This window comes from Amycolatopsis sp. CFH S0740 (genome assembly GCF_004522315.1).
Classification (GTDB): Bacteria; Actinomycetota; Actinomycetes; order Mycobacteriales; family Pseudonocardiaceae; genus Amycolatopsis; species Amycolatopsis nivea.
The window spans coordinates 348524-366095 of the sequence record NZ_SDLS01000003.1; the positions used below are offsets into that span (position 1 = coordinate 348524).

At 67.9% G+C, this 17572-nt stretch carries 20 protein-coding genes; 10 read left to right on the forward strand and 10 right to left on the reverse strand.

Annotated elements, in window-relative coordinates:
* Positions 1-10: 10 nt before the first annotated feature.
* Genes EIZ45_RS07855 through EIZ45_RS07870 form a run of 4 tightly spaced genes read left to right on the forward strand, consistent with a single transcriptional unit; the run spans position 11 to position 3390 of the window.
* Positions 11-904 carry a TIGR03621 family F420-dependent LLM class oxidoreductase gene (locus tag EIZ45_RS07855; protein ID WP_134664228.1) on the forward strand — a complete coding sequence of 298 codons (894 nt, stop codon included), beginning with the start codon at positions 11-13 and terminating at the stop codon, positions 902-904.
* On the forward strand, positions 901-1506 hold the full coding sequence (locus tag EIZ45_RS07860) for an ABC transporter ATP-binding protein (RefSeq protein WP_134664413.1): 606 nt from the start codon (positions 901-903) through the stop codon (positions 1504-1506). Before EIZ45_RS07855 ends, EIZ45_RS07860 begins: the two co-directional genes overlap by 4 nt.
* Entirely contained in the window at positions 1500-2768 is a 1269-nt protein-coding gene (locus EIZ45_RS07865; protein ID WP_134664230.1) for a DUF6297 family protein, read from the forward strand. Before EIZ45_RS07860 ends, EIZ45_RS07865 begins: the two co-directional genes overlap by 7 nt.
* 46 nt (positions 2769-2814) lie before the next feature.
* Positions 2815-3390, forward strand: coding sequence for an EndoU domain-containing protein (locus EIZ45_RS07870; protein WP_037809021.1), 576 nt, complete (start codon positions 2815-2817; stop codon positions 3388-3390).
* A 4-nt stretch (positions 3391-3394) separates the two neighbouring features.
* On the opposite strand, the gene EIZ45_RS07875 is transcribed toward EIZ45_RS07870, so the two are convergent.
* Positions 3395-4108 carry an SDR family oxidoreductase gene (locus tag EIZ45_RS07875; RefSeq protein ID WP_134664232.1) on the reverse strand — a complete coding sequence of 238 codons (714 nt, stop codon included), beginning with the start codon at positions 4106-4108 and terminating at the stop codon, positions 3395-3397.
* 76 nt (positions 4109-4184) lie between these two features.
* Here EIZ45_RS07875 and EIZ45_RS07880 point away from each other — a divergent pair, with 76 nt between their 5' ends.
* Positions 4185-5030 carry a LysR family transcriptional regulator gene (locus EIZ45_RS07880; protein ID WP_134664234.1) on the forward strand — a complete coding sequence of 282 codons (846 nt, stop codon included), beginning with the start codon at positions 4185-4187 and terminating at the stop codon, positions 5028-5030.
* 88 nt (positions 5031-5118) lie between these two features.
* Here the strand turns inward: EIZ45_RS07880 and EIZ45_RS07885 are convergent, their stop codons facing one another.
* A complete protein-coding gene (locus EIZ45_RS07885) occupies positions 5119-5388 on the reverse strand; it encodes a helix-turn-helix domain-containing protein (protein ID WP_037809018.1) in 270 nt (89 codons plus the stop codon).
* A 304-nt stretch (positions 5389-5692) separates the two neighbouring features.
* Here EIZ45_RS07885 and EIZ45_RS07890 point away from each other — a divergent pair, with 304 nt between their 5' ends.
* Positions 5693-5971 (forward strand): DUF3311 domain-containing protein, encoded by a 279-nt coding sequence (locus EIZ45_RS07890; RefSeq protein ID WP_043831686.1) that lies wholly within the window; start codon positions 5693-5695, stop codon positions 5969-5971.
* Entirely contained in the window at positions 5968-7632 is a 1665-nt protein-coding gene (gene mctP, locus EIZ45_RS07895; protein ID WP_037809015.1) for a monocarboxylate uptake permease MctP, read from the forward strand. The genes EIZ45_RS07890 and mctP overlap by 4 nt, the downstream gene beginning before the upstream one ends.
* 7 nt (positions 7633-7639) lie before the next feature.
* Here mctP and EIZ45_RS07900 read toward each other — a convergent pair whose 3' ends face one another.
* Both EIZ45_RS07900 and EIZ45_RS07905 read right to left on the reverse strand, forming a co-directional pair.
* Positions 7640-8290, reverse strand: coding sequence for a hypothetical protein (locus tag EIZ45_RS07900; protein ID WP_134664239.1), 651 nt, complete (start codon positions 8288-8290; stop codon positions 7640-7642).
* A 43-nt stretch (positions 8291-8333) separates the two neighbouring features.
* Positions 8334-9512: a pentapeptide repeat-containing protein gene (locus EIZ45_RS07905; RefSeq protein ID WP_134664241.1), complete on the reverse strand. Its 1179-nt coding sequence runs from the start codon at positions 9510-9512 to the stop codon at positions 8334-8336.
* A gap of 63 nt (positions 9513-9575) precedes the next feature.
* Here EIZ45_RS07905 and EIZ45_RS07910 point away from each other — a divergent pair, with 63 nt between their 5' ends.
* Complete coding sequence (locus EIZ45_RS07910; RefSeq protein WP_037809430.1) at positions 9576-10151, forward strand: peroxidase-related enzyme; 576 nt, start codon at positions 9576-9578, stop codon at positions 10149-10151.
* Here the strand turns inward: EIZ45_RS07910 and EIZ45_RS07915 are convergent.
* The 5 genes from EIZ45_RS07915 to EIZ45_RS07930 all read right to left on the reverse strand — a co-directional run bounded on the left by EIZ45_RS07915 (position 10139) and on the right by EIZ45_RS07930 (position 14103).
* The gene (locus tag EIZ45_RS07915) at positions 10139-10426 is read right to left on the reverse strand and encodes a hypothetical protein (RefSeq protein ID WP_037809011.1); all 288 of its coding nucleotides are present in this window, start codon (positions 10424-10426) and stop codon (positions 10139-10141) included. The genes EIZ45_RS07910 and EIZ45_RS07915 overlap by 13 nt on opposite strands.
* Positions 10427-11356: a bifunctional helix-turn-helix transcriptional regulator/GNAT family N-acetyltransferase gene (locus EIZ45_RS07920; protein ID WP_240690706.1), complete on the reverse strand. Its 930-nt coding sequence runs from the start codon at positions 11354-11356 to the stop codon at positions 10427-10429.
* Positions 11357-11617: 261 nt separating this feature from the next.
* Positions 11618-11767 (reverse strand): hypothetical protein, encoded by a 150-nt coding sequence (locus tag EIZ45_RS46005; protein WP_162836041.1) that lies wholly within the window; start codon positions 11765-11767, stop codon positions 11618-11620.
* A gap of 256 nt (positions 11768-12023) precedes the next feature.
* Entirely contained in the window at positions 12024-13214 is a 1191-nt protein-coding gene (locus EIZ45_RS07925) for an ATP-binding protein (RefSeq protein WP_037809009.1), read from the reverse strand.
* Positions 13215-13344: 130 nt separating this feature from the next.
* On the reverse strand, positions 13345-14103 hold the full coding sequence (locus tag EIZ45_RS07930) for a MerR family transcriptional regulator (RefSeq protein WP_134664245.1): 759 nt from the start codon (positions 14101-14103) through the stop codon (positions 13345-13347).
* A gap of 185 nt (positions 14104-14288) precedes the next feature.
* Here EIZ45_RS07930 and EIZ45_RS07935 point away from each other — a divergent pair, with 185 nt between their 5' ends.
* On the forward strand, positions 14289-14795 hold the full coding sequence (locus EIZ45_RS07935) for a DoxX family protein (protein WP_134664247.1): 507 nt from the start codon (positions 14289-14291) through the stop codon (positions 14793-14795).
* 54 nt (positions 14796-14849) lie between these two features.
* Here the strand turns inward: EIZ45_RS07935 and EIZ45_RS07940 are convergent, their stop codons facing one another.
* The gene (locus EIZ45_RS07940) at positions 14850-16139 is read right to left on the reverse strand and encodes an acetyl-CoA C-acetyltransferase (RefSeq protein WP_037809004.1); all 1290 of its coding nucleotides are present in this window, start codon (positions 16137-16139) and stop codon (positions 14850-14852) included.
* A 95-nt stretch (positions 16140-16234) separates the two neighbouring features.
* Here EIZ45_RS07940 and EIZ45_RS07945 point away from each other — a divergent pair, with 95 nt between their 5' ends.
* Complete coding sequence (locus EIZ45_RS07945; protein WP_037809002.1) at positions 16235-17569, forward strand: 3-oxoacyl-ACP reductase; 1335 nt, start codon at positions 16235-16237, stop codon at positions 17567-17569.
* Positions 17570-17572: the final 3 nt, after the last annotated feature.

Consider the following 17572-nt stretch of genomic DNA (forward strand, 5'->3'; position numbering starts at 1 on the left):
CGTGGGCCGCATGGCCTCTGTTGGGGAGAAGACTTTCCGGTTCGGCGTGAACCTGGTGCGGCCGGGCCCGCGTGACGAGTGGGTCGCGAAATGCCGCCGGGTCGAGGAACTCGGCTACGACGTGCTGAGCGTGGCCGACCACCTCGGCATCGCGCCGCCGTTTCCCGCGCTCGTGCTGGCCGGTGCGGTCACCGAACGGGTGCGGCTCAACACTTTCGTGCTCAACGCGCCGTTCTACAACCCGGTGCTGCTCGCGCGCGACGTCGCGGGCACGGACCAATTCGTGTCCGGACGGCTCGAACTCGGGCTCGGTGCCGGTTATGTCAAAGCGGAGTTCGAAGCGGCCGGAATGCCGTTTCCCAGTGCGGGCTCCCGGGTCGATCACCTCGAACTCGCGATCAAGGAACTCGCGCGGCTGTACGCGGATCCGGAATACGCGCCGAAACCCGTGCAGTCCGGCGGTCCCCCGTTGATGATCGGCGGCCGCGGCGACCGGTTGCTTTCGCTCGCCGCCGAACACGCGGCGACGATTGCCTTCAGCGGCATGGCAAAGGTGCGCGACGGTGCCCCGCTGATGCTGGCGACGGCGGACGCGGTGGAAGAACGCACGCGGTTTGTCACTGAGCGGCTCGCCGGCCGCGACGCGGAATTCAACCTGCTCGTGCAATTCGTCCAGATCACTGATGATCGCGAAAGCGCGCTGCGCGAAATCCATGCGCGCCTCAGCGACACGCTCACGCTGGACGAATTGGCTGAAGTGCCCACTGTCTTGGTCGGTACCGTCGAGGGAATCGCCGAGCAGCTGGTCGCGCATCGCGCTCGGTTCGGTTTCAGCTATTTCACTGTCCTCGAGCCGAATCTCGAAGTGCTGGCCCCGGTGGTGGAGCTGCTGTGTCGCCGATAGTGGACGCGCGCGGGCTCGGCGTGAAGGCCGGTGACCTGTGGTTGCTGGAGGATCTCGATTTTTCCGTCGACCCCGGCGAATGCGCGGTGCTCGTCGGGCCTAACGGCGTCGGGAAATCCACCTTGATGCGGTGTCTGTACGGAATGCAGGAACCGCAGCGGGGCCGGGTGCTGATCGACGGAGCCAAACCGGACGAACGCAGTGTTTCCTTCCGCCGCAAGGTTTCCGTGCTCTTCGACGATTCGGACTTCTTCGCCGAACTGACTCCGATGCAGCACCTGGAACTGCTCTCCGGCTCGTTCGGCGAAGACCTCGGCGATTACGGCGAACTGCTCGCGGACGCGGGGCTCGCCGAACGCGCCCGCGTCACCGCCGGGCATTTCTCGGCCGGACAGCGTCGCCGGTTGCTGCTGCTCGGCGTCACCGCGCGGCCGCATCGCGTGCTGTTGCTGGACGAGCCGGAACGCGCGCTCGACACCGCGGGCAAGGAATGGCTGGTCAAACTGATCGGCCGCTCCACCGCGGCAGGCGCGGCAGTTGTCGTTGCCACGCACCATCAACCGTTGCTGGACACGGCAGACAGCGTGCTCGAACTGTGGTGACCCGGTTGCGTGTGCCCGGCCGCAAGCGGTTCGGCGGCATTTTCAGCGGTGACAGTCCTACGTTCGTGCTGATCTTCGGCGTCGGCTTCCTGTTCACCGCCTTTTTCCGCACCGACGCCTGGCATCGAGTCCTCTTTGGACCGTCCGCAGTGGACTATTCGGCGGTGCTCGGCCTGGTCGCGTTGTGCGCCGCCGTGGGCTGGCGAAGCCTGCTGCGCCGCGGGTTCGTCTGGGCCGAACCGGCCGAGCTGACCTGGATGGATTTCGCGCAGGTGGACCGTCGCCGCGTCGTGGCGACCCGGCTGGTCGGCGTGCTCACCGGATTCGTGGTGGTGATCGGATATCTCGCCGCGCTGATGCTGGCGGTCGGCGGCAGTTCGGTCGACTGGTGGCGTGCCGCCGCGGCCCTCGTCGCGGGCGGCACGATCCTCGCGTTCACCACCGCGCGGCGCACCGCGTTCATTTTCGAAGCCGCCGGACCGCTGCTGCTTGCGGTGGCTGGCGTCGTCATCGCCGCAGCGAGGCTCGACGCGATGGCGGTGCAGTACGTCGGTGCGGCGCTCGCGTTATGCGGGCTATTGCTGGCTTTTGGCGGCGAAGCGGTCAGCGGCGCCGGTCGCGCGGTGCTGCTGGACGGCTGGAACGCGCGGGTCCTGCGCGCGATGGCGGTGACGTTCCTCGACCCGATGATGATGCTGCCGGAGTCCGCGCCCGCCGGTTCGTGGTCGTTGCGCCCGCCCACCGCGTTCCGGCTCGCGTGGGTCGGGATCGTCGGCCGTTCCCGGTACGCGGGCGCGGTTTTGTTAGTGGCTTTCGCGGTAGCCGTCGGACATGTTGCTGTTCCCACTTTGCCGGGACCGGTGCTCATCGGCATCGGCGCGTACGTCGCGCTTACTCCTTTCGGGGCCGGTCTTGGCGTGCTGTGGCGGAATCCGGGTCGGCGACGGTGGCTGGGTTCGTCGTCGCAGGAGCTGGTGATCGCCCACGGTGTCGCGCTGACGGTGGTCGCGCTGGTCTGGTGCGTTCTGCTCTCAGTGGCGCTTTTGGCTTTGGGCACCGCATTTTCGCCGCTCTCGTGGGTGACCGTCGCCCTGGCGGTGCTGTCGGTGTTGCGTACCGTCACGCGGCAACCGGTCGACTACAGCAGCGCGGGTTTCGTCGACACCCCCGCTGGCCCGATGCCAGCAAACCTTATGCGGCAACTGTTCCGCGGTCCGGACCTGCTGGCGGTCGGAATCCTGGTGTTGGCACAACTCGGCTGAACGGCGTAGTCCGGGTTAGGCTCCGTGCCGACGAGAGGAGCCGAACGTGGGCGGTGGACACGCTTCCGGCATCGGACGCAGGGCGACGTGCGAGTTCCCGCCCGGATGGAGCGACGAGCAGATCATCGCGGTGGTCAAGGACGTCGCCAACGATCCGGGCGAACCCCGGCGGCAGCAGTACAACGGCCGCTGGCGCTGCGTCGGCGAACGCTACGGCGTGCGCGTGGTCGTCCTGGTCAACGGCGACGGGAACGTGCACACCAGTTACCCGCTGCCGGGCCCCGGCGTCGTCCGGAACGCGGACGCCGCGCGAGACCCGGCGAACCCGACCGTCGACGACCGCGCGGGCAACCGGATCAGCTACTTCGTCGACAGCGTCCTGCGCCTGCTCGCCGACCGGATGCCTGCCGAAGACCTCGAGCACTACCGCGATCTGCAGTGGTCCGGCGAATGGGAGGAGTTGGCCGACACCCTGGCCGCGCACTTCGAGGTGACCGGCATCCAGCTCAACCCGGACGAGTACGCGGACTTCGAGAAGCTGCTGAACTCGTTCGAACTGCCGGTCCGCGACTGCCGCTACCTCAACGACCGGGAACGGGTCCTCGCCGACCTGCGCGGCTGAGGCGTCACCAGGGGACCTCCCCGGCGTCGTCGAAGAACCCGCCGCGCGGCCCGTCGTCCGGCAGAGTCGCGAGTTTGACCGCGATCGCCGCGCCCTGCTCGGGGGTCCTGGTTCCGGCGTAGCCGTTGAAATCCGTTGCTACGTAACCGGGACACGCGGCGTTGATGATGACGTTCGTGTCGGCGAGCGCGCGGGCGTACTGCACGGTGATGCTGTTGAGCATCGTCTTCGACGGCGCGTAAGCGGCGAGGATCGGTCCGGTTCGCAGCTTCAGCGAACCCATGTTGCTGGACAGGTTGACGATGCGCGGCGACTCGGCGCGGCGTAGCAGCGGCAGCATCGCGTTCGTGACCCGGACGACGCCGAAGACGTTCGTGTCCAGGACCGTGCGGAGGACGTCGAGGTCGAGTGTCGTCGGATCCTGGGCGCCGCCGTCGAACGGGCCGCTGATGCCGGCGTTGTTGACCAGGACGTCGAGCCGTTCGATGGACTTGGCCGCGGCGGCGACGCTGTCGTCGGAGGTGACGTCGAGCGCGACCCCGAACGCGTCGATGCCCGCGCCGCGCAGTTCTTTGACGGCCTGCTCGCGGTTGTTTTCGTCCCGCGCACCCACGGCGACGGTGAAGCCGATCGAGCCGAGGCCGTGCGCGATGGCGAGGCCGATTCCCTTGTTCGCGCCGGTGACCAGCGCGGTCTTCGTGTTGTTCACTCCGTCCATGGTCGGCACGGGTTCCTGTCGCGTCCAAGATCAAGTGAGTCCGCTGTGATACCCGCGGGGTATTACGCTGGCGCTGGTGGACGACCTCGAGACCCGCGAACTCCGCTACTTCGCCGCGGTCGCCGAAGAACTGCACTTCGGCCGCGCCGCCGAACGGCTCGGGATCGCTCAGCCGCCGCTCTCGCGCGCGATCGCCCAGCTGGAGCGACGGCTCGGAGTGCAACTCCTCGAACGCAACCGCCGCGGCGTCGCGTTGACCGAGGCAGGCCGGGTCCTGCTGCGCGAATCCCGGCTGGCCCTCGCCGCCGCCGCGGCCGCTGCCCGGCGCACGCGTCGAGCCGGGAATCATCCGCTGGTGCTGGCGACCAAAGCCGGAGCGTCGCACGACCTCCTGCAGCGGCTCTTGGCCGCGGGTCCGCCGGTCGAGATCCTGTTGTGCGAGGTCGGCGAGCAAGCCGGACTCCTGCGCGACGGTTCGGCGGACGTGGCGATCATGCACCGCCCGTACGACGACCTCGCTGGCTTCGACACCGAGGATCTCCAGGTCGAGGGCCAGGTCGCGATCCTCCCGGCCACCCATCCGCTCGCCGCGCGGGAAACCCTGACCCTGGCCGAGGTCAGCGACGTGCCGGACCTGCCGATCGCCCGCTGGCCTCTCCTCGACGGCACCTACCCGGACGGCCCCGGCCCGGAGGTGCGCACCCAGTCGACGCTCGCCCAGCTCGTCGCGCTCGGCCGGACACTGCTGGTGATTCCCGCGTCGAGCCGGGCTTGGCAGTGGCCGGAACACGTCGCGGTGCCGGTCGTCGACGCCCCGGACGTCACCACGGTGATCGGCTGGCCGCCGAACAGCCGCTCCCCCGAGGTGGCCGCACTCGTCCGCGCCGCGGTGGCGCTACGCGAAGAGTCGCCGGTCAGCTGAGCTGCCGGACTTGTCCACAGGGGAATCCCTCAGCCCACGGGTGCCCGCTCAACCGTCCCGCGGTACTGCCCGATCAGCCTGGAAAAACTCAGCTGGCCTGCGAAAACGCCGCCGCGTCGCCCTCGCACGCGACGCGCACCCGGTCCAGCGGCATCCCCACCGCGTCAGCGATCGCGGCGACGGTGAAGAACGCGGGCGTCGGGATCCGTCCGGTCTCGATCTTGCGCAGGGTTTCGACCGAAATGCCCGCTTCCGCGGCCACGTCGACCATGCTGCGTCCGGCCCGGGCGGCGCGCAGCACCAGGCCGAGCCGCTCGCCGCGGGAGCGTTCTTCGTCGGTGAGGGGCACGCGGACCATGCCGTTCAGTTTAGCCACAGAGTTGTCCACTGCCTGTGGATAACTCTGTGCACAAGCTGCCGAACCCCGTGGACAACCGCCGTCCGGCACAAGCTCTTGGGGCATTCGGGGCGGCCTGGTCCCGCCGATAGGGGTAGCGAACGGTTCGCCGGGGCGGCGCGGAAGCGGGTTGTCCCCGAGGTTGTCCACACCCTGGAACGTGTTCGTAGTGCTGATCGAATCGATATCGAACTCGTATGACGGCGGGATGACCGGGGTCTAGGGTCAGGCGGTCGCGTGTCACGTGAGTGTTAGGTGAGGTTCGATGTCCACTGCCAAACCGGGCGGTCGGGTGCGCGGGTTCCAGTTCAGTGCCTGGAACCTGCTGTTGCTGATCCCGTTGCTGATCCTGGTCACGCCGCTGTTCAACTTCGACGGGCCGCGGCTGTTCGGCCTTCCGTTCTTTTACTGGTTCCAGCTGGCGTTCGTGGTGCTGGGCGTGCTGTGCACCGGCATCGTCTACCTGGCCACCAAGAACAAGCCGCGGGGCGGCGGCCGGGACGAGCTGAGCGTTGACGACCTGGACGAGGGGGACGCCCGATGAGCAACATCCAGTGGGTCGAACTCATCGTCTTCGCGTTCCTGTTCGTCGTCGTCACCGTGCTCGGCTTCGTCGCCTCGCGGTGGAAGGCCGGCGGCGGCCTCGACCATCTCGACGAATGGGGCCTCGGCGGCCGCAAGTTCGGTTCGTGGATCACCTGGTTCCTGCTGGGCGGCGACCTCTACACCGCGTACACCTTCGTCGCCGTGCCCGCGCTCGTGTTCAGCGCCGGCGCGCTCGGCCTGTACGCGCTGCCCTACACGATCGTCGTCTACCCGATCGTCCTGCTGCCCGCGCTGCGCATGTGGTCGGTCAGCCGTTCGCGCGGCTACGTGACCCCCGCCGACTTCGTCCGCGGCCGCTTCGGTTCGCCGACGCTGGCGCTGCTGGTCGCGATCACCGGCATCGTCGCGACCATGCCGTACATCGCGTTGCAGCTGGTCGGCCTGGAAGCCGTGCTGCGCACGATGGGCATCAACGGTTCCGGCATCGTCGGGCACCTGCCGCTGCTGATCGCGTTCGTGATCCTGGCGCTCTACACGTATCAGTCCGGCCTGCGGGCCCCCGCGCTGATCGCGTTCGTCAAGGACATCCTGATCTACATCGTGATCATCGTGGCGGTCATCTACCTGCCCTCGAAGCTCGGCGGCTGGGACCACATTTTCAACACCGCCAAGGAAACGCTCGCCAAGCCGAATCCGAAGACGGGCAAGCCGTCCGGTTCGATCCTGCTGACCTCGAGCAACCAGCTGCAGTACGCGACGCTGGCGCTGGGTTCGGCACTCGCGCTGTTCCTGTACCCGCACTCGCTCACGAGCGTGCTCGCCTCGCGCGGCCGCAACGTGATCAAGCGGAACATGGTGGCGCTGCCTGCCTACTCGTTCGTGCTGGGCCTGCTCGCGCTGCTGGGCTACGTCGCGATCTCGGCGGGCGTCAAGCCGCTGACGAACGCCGCCACCGGAAAGCCGGACGGCAACACGATCGTCCCGCTGCTGTTCGACTCGCAGTTCGCGAACTGGTTCGCGGGCATCGCCTTCGCCGCGATCGGCATCGGCGCACTGGTCCCCGCCGCGATCATGTCGATCGCCGCGGCGAACCTGTGGACGCGCAACATCTACAAGGAGTACATCCGCAAGGACGCGACGCCGAAGCAGGAGGCGAAGCAGGCCAAACTGGCGTCGCTGGTGGTCAAGCTGGGTGCGGTGCTGGTGATCATCCTGATCGACCCGCAGTTCTCGATCGACCTGCAGCTGATCGGCGGCGTGCTGATCCTGCAGACCCTGCCCGCGGTGGCGATCGCCCTGTACACGCGCTGGTTCCACAAGGCGGGCCTCATCGCCGGCTGGATCGTCGGCATGGGCTGGGGCCTGATTATGCTGTACGGAATCCCCAACCCCACCAACGGAAAACTCCACTTCGGCGGTTCCGCGCTGGCCATGGGCAACCTGTCGATCTTCGGCTGGCACCCGTTCAGCGGCACCGCACTCGCCGTGGTTCAGATCTACCCCGGTTTCGTGGCCCTGATCGCGAACATCGTGGTGGCCGCGGTGGTCTCGGTCATCGCACGGGCCCTGAAGTGGAGCCCGGGCAACGACGAAACCGCGCCCGAGGACTACCACGCCGACGAACACGACAAGGACCTGCGCCCGATCGGCGCGCACTGAGTCCTTTTTAGACAGAGGCCTCCGCGTCGGTTTCCGGCGCGGAGGCCTCTTCTGTTTTGCCGATCATCGCCTTCGCGACGACGTACAGGACGACCGCGTTGAGCAAATGCCACAGGAAATGCGTGCCCGCCGGGAAGTCTCCGCAGATCACTCCGTCGACAGTCCGGAAGGACAACGACAACGCGAACACCGCGGCGGCCATCGTGAAGTGCAGCCAGTACGGCTCGCGCTTTACCGCCAACGCGATCGCGAACCCAGCGAGCCCTGCCAGTGCGGGCAGATACAACCCGCCGCCGAGTGCCGCCGACGCACCGGTGACGGCCAGGAACGCCGGTGCCCCGAGCCAGGACCACTTGGCTTTCGCCCGCAAGAACACCCGGGGAAAGGCCGCGGCGTAGAACAAGGTGAAGACCAGGATGGCCGCGGAGTCGGCGACCGCTCCCCACCGCGTGGCGACGAGGTGGAACACGCTGCTGGCAACGAAGATCAACCCGATCAGCGCAGCGAGCACCCGCCCGGCGCGCTGCCCGTCGGCCCGCCACCAGACCATCCCGGCGGCCACGAGAAAGGCCAGGTTGGCCAGGTCGTTGAGCGGCTCTCCCCAGAGTCCGGGCGCGGTGCGCTCGCAGTAACCGTCCACGTACGCGGTCCAGTTCACGGGGTAAGCAAACCCCTTCCGGGTGAACGGGGCGCATCCGGGGTCAGGTGGTTCGGATCAGGGGTGCCCAGCCGTCTTCGGGATCGCCGAGGGTCCATCCCTCCGGCCAGTGGCTCTTGGCGGAATCGTCCAAGCCGACCTGCACCCGCGCGTCGTCCAGCGCGGGCGGAACGACGAACTGGGAATCGTAGAAGCTGACGTTGCCGCCGAACCGAGCACCGGTGAAATGCACCAGGCTGTCGAAGACGATGGAACGAAAGCTCACGTAATGCAGGAACGAGATGCCCACGAACGTCACGAGACCGGAGAACTGTGATTTGTAGAACCAGGCGTCACGCCTGAACGTCGCGTTGTCGAAGGCAACGTCCCCGCCGAACTCGATCTCCAGGAACGTTGCGTTATGCGCGAACTCCGTGTCGTCGAAGATGGTCTCGTTCGCGAACTTCGCGCCACGGAAGTCTGCCGGTGAGGCGAAGTGTGCTCGGCTGAAGTCGGCCCGGCCGTCGAATACCGCGCCGGCAAAGTTGGCGACGCCACTGAAATTCGTTCCGGTGAACAGGGCCTCTCCGAAGCGGCAGCCGTCGAATGAGACCTGGTCGAGGTGTGCATCGGACAGATCGAGAAGTAGCCCGGGCCAGTGCCGCTCTTCAACTGGATGCAAGTGGTCCGCGATGATCTTCTGGGCGGTCCTGCGGACCTGCGCTTCCTCGACCGATCCTTCCGAGGGCATTCGCAGGTACGCACACAACACATCAGCGATCATCTGCCGCAGCCGACCATCTGCATGGTCCTGTCCAAGCCGTTCCAGTGCATACAACCCGCCCAATCGCACCGGCGCGCGCTCCGACCCGAGCTGGTCAACAGCCTTTCCATACTGCTCAGTCACCCGCCGAGCCAGCGCATCCTCCCGAGCATCAGCGGCCGTACGAAGCTGATGTTCTCGCGTATCCGCAGCGACCTGCTCCGCGAGCCGATGCGACTCCTGCTTCTGCAAAAGATCCAACTCGGTCGATCGCTGCTTCCGCACCGCCAGCCACAACGCCACCGCCCCACCGAGTCCAACCCCGAGCGTCCCGCCAGTCCGGATCGCATCCAGTTGCGCCGAGTCCGGCGCGAACGCAAGCAGCACCCACACCGCCACCCCAGCAAGCAGAATCATCGCCGGAAGCCCAGCCCAGATCACCCACCGCGGTATCGGCCGCAACGCCGGTCGCTCGTCCATCCGGCTACCTTGTCCCACCCGACCCCCTCCCGTACGCGAACCGCGCGGGTTAGCGTGGGCGGCATGACCAACCCCGTGAGCCGGTTCCCCGTGACGGAACTCGAAGACCTTCCCGACGATCTCCGCGAGCGCATCGGCGCCATCGCGGAGAAATCCGGCTTCACGCCGAACATCTTCCGCGCCCTAGGCCACCGTCCGGCCGAGCTGCGGGCCTTCCTCGACTACCACGACGCGCTCATGGAACGCGAAGGCGGACTCACCAAGGCCGAACGCGAGCTCGTCGTCGTAGCCACCTCCGGCGCGAACCACTGCACCTACTGCATCGTCGCGCACGGAGCGATCCTGCGGATCCGCGCCAAGGACCCCGAACTCTCCGACCAGGTCGCGGCGAATCCGTGGCAGGTCGAACTCGACGAGCGCGGCCGGGCGATCCTCGATCTCGCGTTGGCGTTGTCCCACGAGTCCGCGTTGTTCGGCGAGGGCGATCTGGAGGCGGCCCGCGAGGCGGGGCTGACCGAGGACGAGATCTGGGACGTCGGCGCGATCACCGCGTTGTTCGCGATGTCCAACCGGCTCGCGCATCTGACCGCGCTCAAGCCGAATCCGGAGTTTTACTTGATGGGGCGTCAGAAGCGATAGAACGGGCCCGGCAGGTCGCGGCTCATCTGGAACCTCGTGCGCAGCCAGCCGCGCAGGCGGTGCACCGGTTTCGTCCATACTCGCGGCGCGGGCCCGAAATACCTCGGGTCCGCGTGCGGGGTGAACGCGTCGCCGGTCAGGATGACCGCGTCGTGTCCCAGCGGGCAGTGGCCGGACACCGAGATCACGCCGCGCGTCAGGTTCTCGACCCAGTCGACCTCGTCGACGCCCAGCAATGTCCGGCGATCGCACACGGCGCAGTACAAGACGAACATCTATAACTCCCGCCGCCAGGTCTCGCCGGTCACCAACGGCCCGAACGCGTCCGTCTCTTCCTCGCCGACGAGTTCGAACCCGGCACTGCGGTAGATCCCGCGCGCGGCGGCGAGCAGCGACAGGGTCCACAGCTCCATCGACCGATACCCCTGCGCGCTGGCGAATTCGACGCATTCCCGCACCAGCCGCTTGCCGACGCCGTGTCCGCGCGCGGCCGGTTCCAGCAGGAGCAACCGGAGCTTCGCGGTGCCTTCCTCGTCGCCGGGGGTGCAGAAAATACTGCCGACTCGTTCGCCGTCGAGTTCGGCGATCCAGCCGGCTTGGCGCGGGTCGTCGCGGTGGTCGGCGAAGTCGGCGATCACGCGCGCGACCAGGGCTTCGAAGCGTTCGTCGAGGCCGTACTCCTCGGCGTACAACGCACCGTGCCGGTGCACCACCCAGCCGAGGTCGCCCGGCCGTGGGGCGCGCAGGGAGATCGTCGGTTCCGGCACCGATTCGCCGACGAGTGCGGTGATGGTCCCCATCGCGCGGAGCAGACGGCGCTGGTCGGCGTCCGCGAACTGGTCGAGAAGGCTGCCGATCTGGCTGGCCGAACGGTGGTCGAGATCGGCGAAGGCGGCGCGGCCCTCCTCGGTGAGCGTGACGAGCTGGCGGCGCGCGTCGTCCGCGCAGCGTTCCCGGGTGACGAGACCGCGGGTTTCCAGCCTGCCGAGCAGCCTGCTCGCGTAGCCGCCGTCGAGGGACAGCCGTTTGCGCAGATCACTGACCTGCAGCCGGTCCTGTTGGGCGAGTTCGAACAGCACCCGCGCTTCGCTCAGCGAGTATTCGGCGTCGGCGGGTCCCTCGTCGAGGACGCCGATCACGCCGGTGTAGAGCCGGTTGAATGCGCGAACCGTGGCAACGCGTTCGGTGAGGACGGAATCCGGCACGGGGACCACCTTGACTCGATCGTTGACTGAGTCAAGCATCGCCCCGCCGCCCGCTCGGGGCAAGGGAATTCCCCCGGTGGTGGGCGAGCGGCCGAAATGGTCCAGACATATGGAAACCCCGTGATGCTGCCAGGTCGGGGGTCCGCCAGCATCACGGGGTCGTAGTGGGTATCGACGCGGCTCTCCGCGGCGTTACACCCAGGATTCGCTGTGGTCTAGATCACTCGCGTGAGTGACCCACCAACAGGTTATCCGTGCAGGTCAGCGCATGAACGGCTGACGCGCCTGGGCGAGGGCGATGAGCTCCTGGCGGACCGTCGAGGTGGCCGCGGTGTCGATCGCCCGGTTCAGCGCCCGGCGAGTGCGAGCCTCGGCGCGACGGGCACGGAGTTTGGCGGCGATGTTGCTCATTGTCTTCTGCATCCCCTTCAGAGGTCTTCGGTGGCTGTGTCTCTAGTATGCACCTTTTTTCACAAGGAAGCCAACGAATCTACGGTGACATGGGGCACTTGCCGAATAATCATCGGCAGCCACCTGGACTCCACCGGACAGATCTCGTGTTGGCGGTCACAAACCGCTAACGCGCTAACTTCTTCTACGGATATCTAGCAAAATCGCTAGAAACAGCTAGGCGGTCGCATAGACCGGTAGCGAAGGGAAGATCCGCTCAGTCGCGGCCGAGCAGGTAGTGCCCGAAGTGCGGCACGGTGAAGGCGATCTGCCCGCGTTCGGCGGAGTAGACCAGGCCTTTCTTCATGAGACTGTCGCGCGCCGGCGACAACGACGACGGCTTGCGCCCCAGGTAAACCGCCACATCGGCGGTGCCGGCGGCCTCGTCGCGGCCTTGGGTCAGCTCGGCCATCGCGAGCAGGTACTCGCGTTCGGCGGGCGTGGCGCGTTCGTAGCGCGACCCGAAGAACCCGACCGCCAGCTCCGACTCCGCCTCGGGCGCGGCGACCTGCACGTCCTTGACCGTGATCGGGTCGGCGGGCGCGGCGTCCCAGGCGGCCTTGCCGTAGGCCTGGATGAAATACGGATACCCGCCGGACGCGTCGAACAGCGCGTCGAGCGCCTCCGGTTCGATCCCGGCGTCCTCGCGTTCGATCGGAGCCATCACCGCGTAGTCGGCGTCCTCGCGGCTGAGCCGGTCGATGCGCGAGTAACGGAAGAGCCGCTCGGAGTACGACTTCGACGCCGACAGCACCGCGGGCACGTGCGGCAACCCCGCTCCGACCACGACCAGCGGCGCGCCGGACTGTGACAGCTCATGGCAAGCCGCGCACAGCGCCGAGACGTCGTCCGGCTGCAAGTCCTGAATCTCGTCGATCAGCAGCGCGACGCCGGTGCCGACGTCCGCGGCCAGTTCGGCGACGTCGGTGAACAGCTCGACCAGGTCGATTTCGATGTCGCCGGAATCCGCCCGGCCCTGGGCGGCGGGCACGTCGATGCCGGGCTGCCAGCGGTCGCGCAGCTTCGCGTCCGGCTTGTTCGCCTTGAGCGCGAACGCCTTCAGCACCCCGAGCACCTCCTCGACCCGGTCCGGCGCGCGATGCCGCACGGCGAGGTCGCGGATCGCCCGGTGCAACGCCGCCGACAAGGGACGCCGCAGTTCCGCGTCCGGCCGCGCTTCGATCTTGCCCGCACCCCACCGGTGCCGGACGGCCATCGACCGCAGCTCCCCCAACAGCACCGTTTTGCCGACCCCGCGCAGGCCGGTCAGCACGAGACTGCGCTCCGGCCGTCCGCGAGCGACGCGTTCAAGGACGACCTCGAACGCCTTCAGCTCCCTTTCCCGGCCAGCCAGCTCGGGCGGCCGCTGCCCGGCACCGGGCGCGAAGGGGTTGCGGATGGGGTCCACTCTGTCACCGTATCGAGGTATCTAGCGTGGGCCCGATATTCCGCCATATACAGCTAGTGCGTGTCGCCGAAGGATGGCCGGGTCTGCAGCCCCGTCCATCCTTACCCCCAGCGCCCACTCTGACGGAGCGTTAGTCCGTCAGGTTCCGCTCCGCGTAGATCTTCATCGCGTCGCGGATGTACTCGGCCGTGCCGGGGCCGTGCTTCTCGTCGTACGAGCCGTACCGCGGGTCGTCGACATACATCTGCCCGAGACCGGCGAAGTAGCACTTCGAGATCTCCATCCCGGTAGCCTTCAGCCACTCGTGCAGCCGCGCGGTGACCGCCTGCGTTTCGGCCGAACCGGCGTCGTGACCAGCGTCGCGAGCGGCTCCGAACGCGAAGCCGATGTCGACCTGCTCCTGCTGGTGGGCCTTCTTCTCGGCCTCGGACAGCGACCGCCACCACTGGTCGCCCTTGCGGTAGGCGTCGGCGCCCCAGCGCTGGGTGACCTCTTCCTTGTACTGGGTGTGGTCGAACCCGTCGAACATTTCCTCTGCCATGAGTTGTTCACCTCCCTTCAGTTTCCGGAGCGTGGTCCGCACGGACTCGATCTGCCGCCCGATCCGCTGCCGCTCCTTCTCCAGCAGCGCCAGGTGCGTTTCGAGGGCCGCGGCGCCGTCGCGTTGGCCGTCGAGCACCTCGGCGATCGCGGGCAGACCCAGTCCCAGTTCGCGCAGCAGCAGGATCCGCTGCAACCGGACGAGCGAGTCCCCGTCGTAGTAGCGGTAGCCGTTGCTGCCGATCCGGGTCGGCGGCAGGAGCCCGACGGCGTCGTAATGCCGCAGGGTCCGGCTCGTCGTGCCCGCGGACCGGGCGATGTCCTGGATCGACCATTCCGTCCTGACCACGGCTTCGACGGTAGAGGTTGACGTAGCGGCAAGGTCAAGGACGAAGTCCGCTAGAACTGTCTAGGGGAATCTAGAATAAAAGCAATATTCGCCTAGGTATCGCTAGCTCGGTTCGGCGGGGAGCGTGGCGGGCAATCCCGGTTGTAGGTTCATCTCCAGGGATTCCAGATCAGAGAGGCGAGACCGTGATACTGCGCCGGGTGGCACGTCCACTGCTCGCGTCGATCTTCGTGTTGGGCGGCATCGGTGCCCTGCGTGACACCCAAGGCCACGCGAAGGCGGCCGAACCGTTCCTCGCCGAGACCTTCGACAAGGTCGAGGGCCTGGTTCCGGACCAGGTCCCGCGCGATCCCGCCACGCTGGTGCGGATCGACGCGGCGGTCAAGATCGGGGCCGGGCTCGCGCTGGCGAGCGGCAAGGCCCCGCGGCTGGCGGCCGTGGCGCTGCTCGGCTCGCTGGTGCCGACGACGCTGGCCGCGCACCGGTTCTGGCAGCTGTCCGATCCGGGCGAGAAGCAGGCCCAGCAGATCCAGTTCTTCAAGAACGCGTCGCTGGCCGGCGGGCTGCTGCTGGCCGCGAGCGACACCGCGGGCAAGCCGTCGCTGGGCTGGCGGGCCCGGCGCGCGGCGAAGAAGGCGGGCAAGCGCGCCGACAAGCTGGCCAAGCGCGCGGAGAAGTCGCTTACCGACTGAGTGCGCGAACAAGGCCGCCACCCGGGTTTCCGGGCGGCGGCCTTGTCGGCGTGCTTACTTCTCCAGAATCGCGGTGACGCCCTGGCCGCCCGCCGCGCAAATGGAGATCAGGCCGCGTCCGGAACCCTTCTCGTTCAGCAGTTTCGCGAGCGTCGCGACGATCCGGCCGCCGGTCGCGGCGAACGGGTGCCCGGCCGCGAGCGAGGAGCCGTTCACGTTCAGCTTGGTGCGGTCGATCGAGCCGAGCGGCGCGTCGAGGCCGAGCTTCTCCTTGGCGAACGCCGGGTCCTCCCACGCCTTGAGCGTGGCGAGCACCTGAGACGCGAACGCCTCGTGGATCTCGTAGAAGTCGAAGTCCTGCAACGTCAATCCGGCGCGCTCGAGCATCCGCGGCACCGCGTACGCGGGGGCCATGAGCAGGCCCTCGTCGCCGTGCACGTAGTCGACAGCCGCGGTCTGGCTGAACGTCAGGTACGCCAGCACCGGCAGTTTGTGCGCCTTCGCCCACTGCTCGGTCGCGAGCAGGACGGTCGACGCGCCGTCGGTGAGCGGGGTCGAGTTGCCCGCGGTCATCGTGCCGTCCGGGCCGCCGTAGACCGGCTTGAGCTTGGCGAGCTTTTCGACTGAGGAGTCCGGGCGGAGGTTCTGGTCGCGGGCGAGCTTGAGGTACGGCGTGACCAGGTCGTCGAAGAAGCCGCGGTCGTAGGCGGCGGCGAGGTTGCGGTGGCTGGTCGCGGCCAGTTCGTCCTGCGCCTCGCGGGTGATGTCCCAGACCTGCGCGGTGAGGGCGGCGTGCTCCCCCATCGACAGTCCGGTGCGCGGTTCGGCGTTGCGCGGGATCTCCGGCACGATGTGGCCAGGGCGGATCTTCGCGACCAGCTTGAGCCGGTCGGCGAGCGTCTTCGCCGCGTTGAGCTGCACGAGGATCTGGCGCAGGTTGGCGTTGACCGCCAGCGGGGCGTCACTCGTGGTGTCGACGCCACCCGCGATCGCCGAATCGATCTCCCCGAGCGCGATCTTGTGGGCGACGTTGATGACTGCCTGCAATCCGGTGCCGCACGCCATCTGGACGTCCGATGCCGCCGTCGCGGGCGAGAGCTTGCTGCCGAGGACGCTTTCGCGGGCGAGGTTGAAGTCCTTGGAGTGCTTGAGCACCGCACCGGCGGCGACCTCGCCGATCACCTCGCCCTGCAGCGAAAACCGGCTGACCAGACCGTCCAGCGCGGCGGTGAACATGTCCTGGTTCGAGGCCCGGGAGTACGGGCCGTTCGACCGCGCGAAGGGGATCCGGTTCCCGCCGACGATCGCGACCTTGCGCACCGCCGGGGTTTTCCTGGTCGCCATGCCGTCCACCTCTCTGGAGTCGTGCCTTTCACACTGTAACCTACTAGCGAGTAGGTTAGACTGCGACGTGACGCAGACTGCACGGGAGGCACGTGATGGCGGACAGGTACCAGCAGTTCACGAAGACCCCGCTGGGGAAGTTCGTGGTGCCGAAGCTCGGCCTGCCCAACCCCGCGACGTTGCGCCGGTACCGTCCCGGCCAACCCGCTCTTGAGGGTCCCGCACTTCTCGGGGCCGCGCCGGGCGGACGGCTGGAGAAGACCGTCCGGGCGCAGCTCACCGAGGCGGGTATCGAGGTGATCAGCGCGCCTGCCGACCGGAACGCGGCGCTGGTGTTCGACGCCACCGGCGTGAAGGACCCGGGCCAGCTGCGTGAGGTCTATCGGTTCTTCCACCCGGTGATCCGGAAGGTCGGTTCATCCGGCCGGGTGGTCGTGCTCGGCACGCCGCCGGAGCTGGCCGAGGGCCGCGAGCGGATCGCGCAGCGCGCGCTGGAGGGTTTCGTCCGCTCGGTCGGCAAGGAACTGAAGCGCGGCGCGACGGCGCAGCTGGTGTACGTCGCCGAAGGGGCGGAAGACGCGGCCGAGTCGACGCTGCGGTTCCTGCTGTCGGCGAAGTCGGCGTTCGTGGACGGCCAGGTCATCCGCGTCGGCACGCACGCCAAGACCGCGCCGACGCCGGAGAACTGGGAAAAGCCGCTGGACGGCAAGGTCGCGCTGGTGACCGGTGCGTCGCGGGGCATCGGCGAGGCAATTGCCGAAACCCTCGCCCGCGACGGCGCGCACGTGGTCGCGCTGGACATCCCCGCGCAGGGCGGCGATCTGTCCACTGTGGCCAATCGGATCGGCGGTTCGGCGCTGCAACTGGACATCACCGCCGCGGACGCGCCCGCCAAGCTCGCCGAGTACCTGACCTCGCGCCACGGCGGGGTGGATGTCGTGGTGCACAACGCCGGCATTACCCGCGACAAGACGCTCGGCAACATGACCGAAGGCGGCTGGGATTCGGTCATCGCGGTGAACCTCGCCGCGCAGCTCGCGGTGAACGACAAGCTTCTCGGCGACAAGATCCTGCGCGAAAACGGCCGTGTCATCGGGGTTTCGTCCATCGCGGGCATCGCGGGCAACGTCGGCCAGACGAACTACGCGACGTCGAAGGCGGGCGTGATCGGGATGGTGAACGTCGGCGCGCCGCAGCTCGCGGAGTACGGCGGCACGATCAACGCGGTCGCGCCCGGGTTCATCGAGACCAAGATGACGGCCGCGGTACCGCTGTTCATCCGCGAGGCTGGACGGCGGCTGTCGAGCCTCGGACAGGGCGGGCTGCCGGTGGACGTCGCGGAAACCATTGCCTGGTACGCCAACCCGGCGTCGGCCGCGGTCAACGGGAACCTGGTCCGCGTGTGCGGCCAGGCGCTGCTGGGGGCGTGAGGG